The organism is Paenibacillus agri (assembly GCF_013359945.1).
Lineage (GTDB): Bacteria > Bacillota > Bacilli > Paenibacillales > Paenibacillaceae > Paenibacillus_AQ > Paenibacillus_AQ agri.
The window spans coordinates 1-289 of the sequence record NZ_JABWCS010000103.1 but is presented as its reverse complement, the minus strand read 5'-3'; the positions used below and the strand labels follow the sequence as shown (position 1 = coordinate 289).

The window sequence follows — 289 nt, the reverse complement described above, 5'->3', positions numbered from 1 at the left end:
GCCGAAGGTGGGGTAGATGATTGGGGTGAAGTCGTAACAAGGTAGCCGTATCGGAAGGTGCGGCTGGATCACCTCCTTTCTATGGAGAATCGTTTCCTGCAACGGAAACATTCAAATCTAAAATCTAATCTTAGGATTAGTTACTCACTCGTTGCTCAGTTTTGAGAGTTTAAGCTCTCATCTTTACCTTGATCCTTGAAAACTGGATACCGAAACGAATTTGCGTTTTAGAACATCTTTTAGCTGAAACTTGTGTAAACAAGTTGAAATAGTTATTAGTTGATACGAT

Annotated in this window: 1 rRNA gene; it reads left to right on the top strand. The window is 40.1% G+C overall.

The annotated features are described in order from the left end of the window. Positions 1 to 79 (top strand): 16S ribosomal RNA (locus HPT30_RS00480); the annotation flags it as partial. Between the last annotated feature and the right edge of the window lie 210 nt (positions 80 to 289).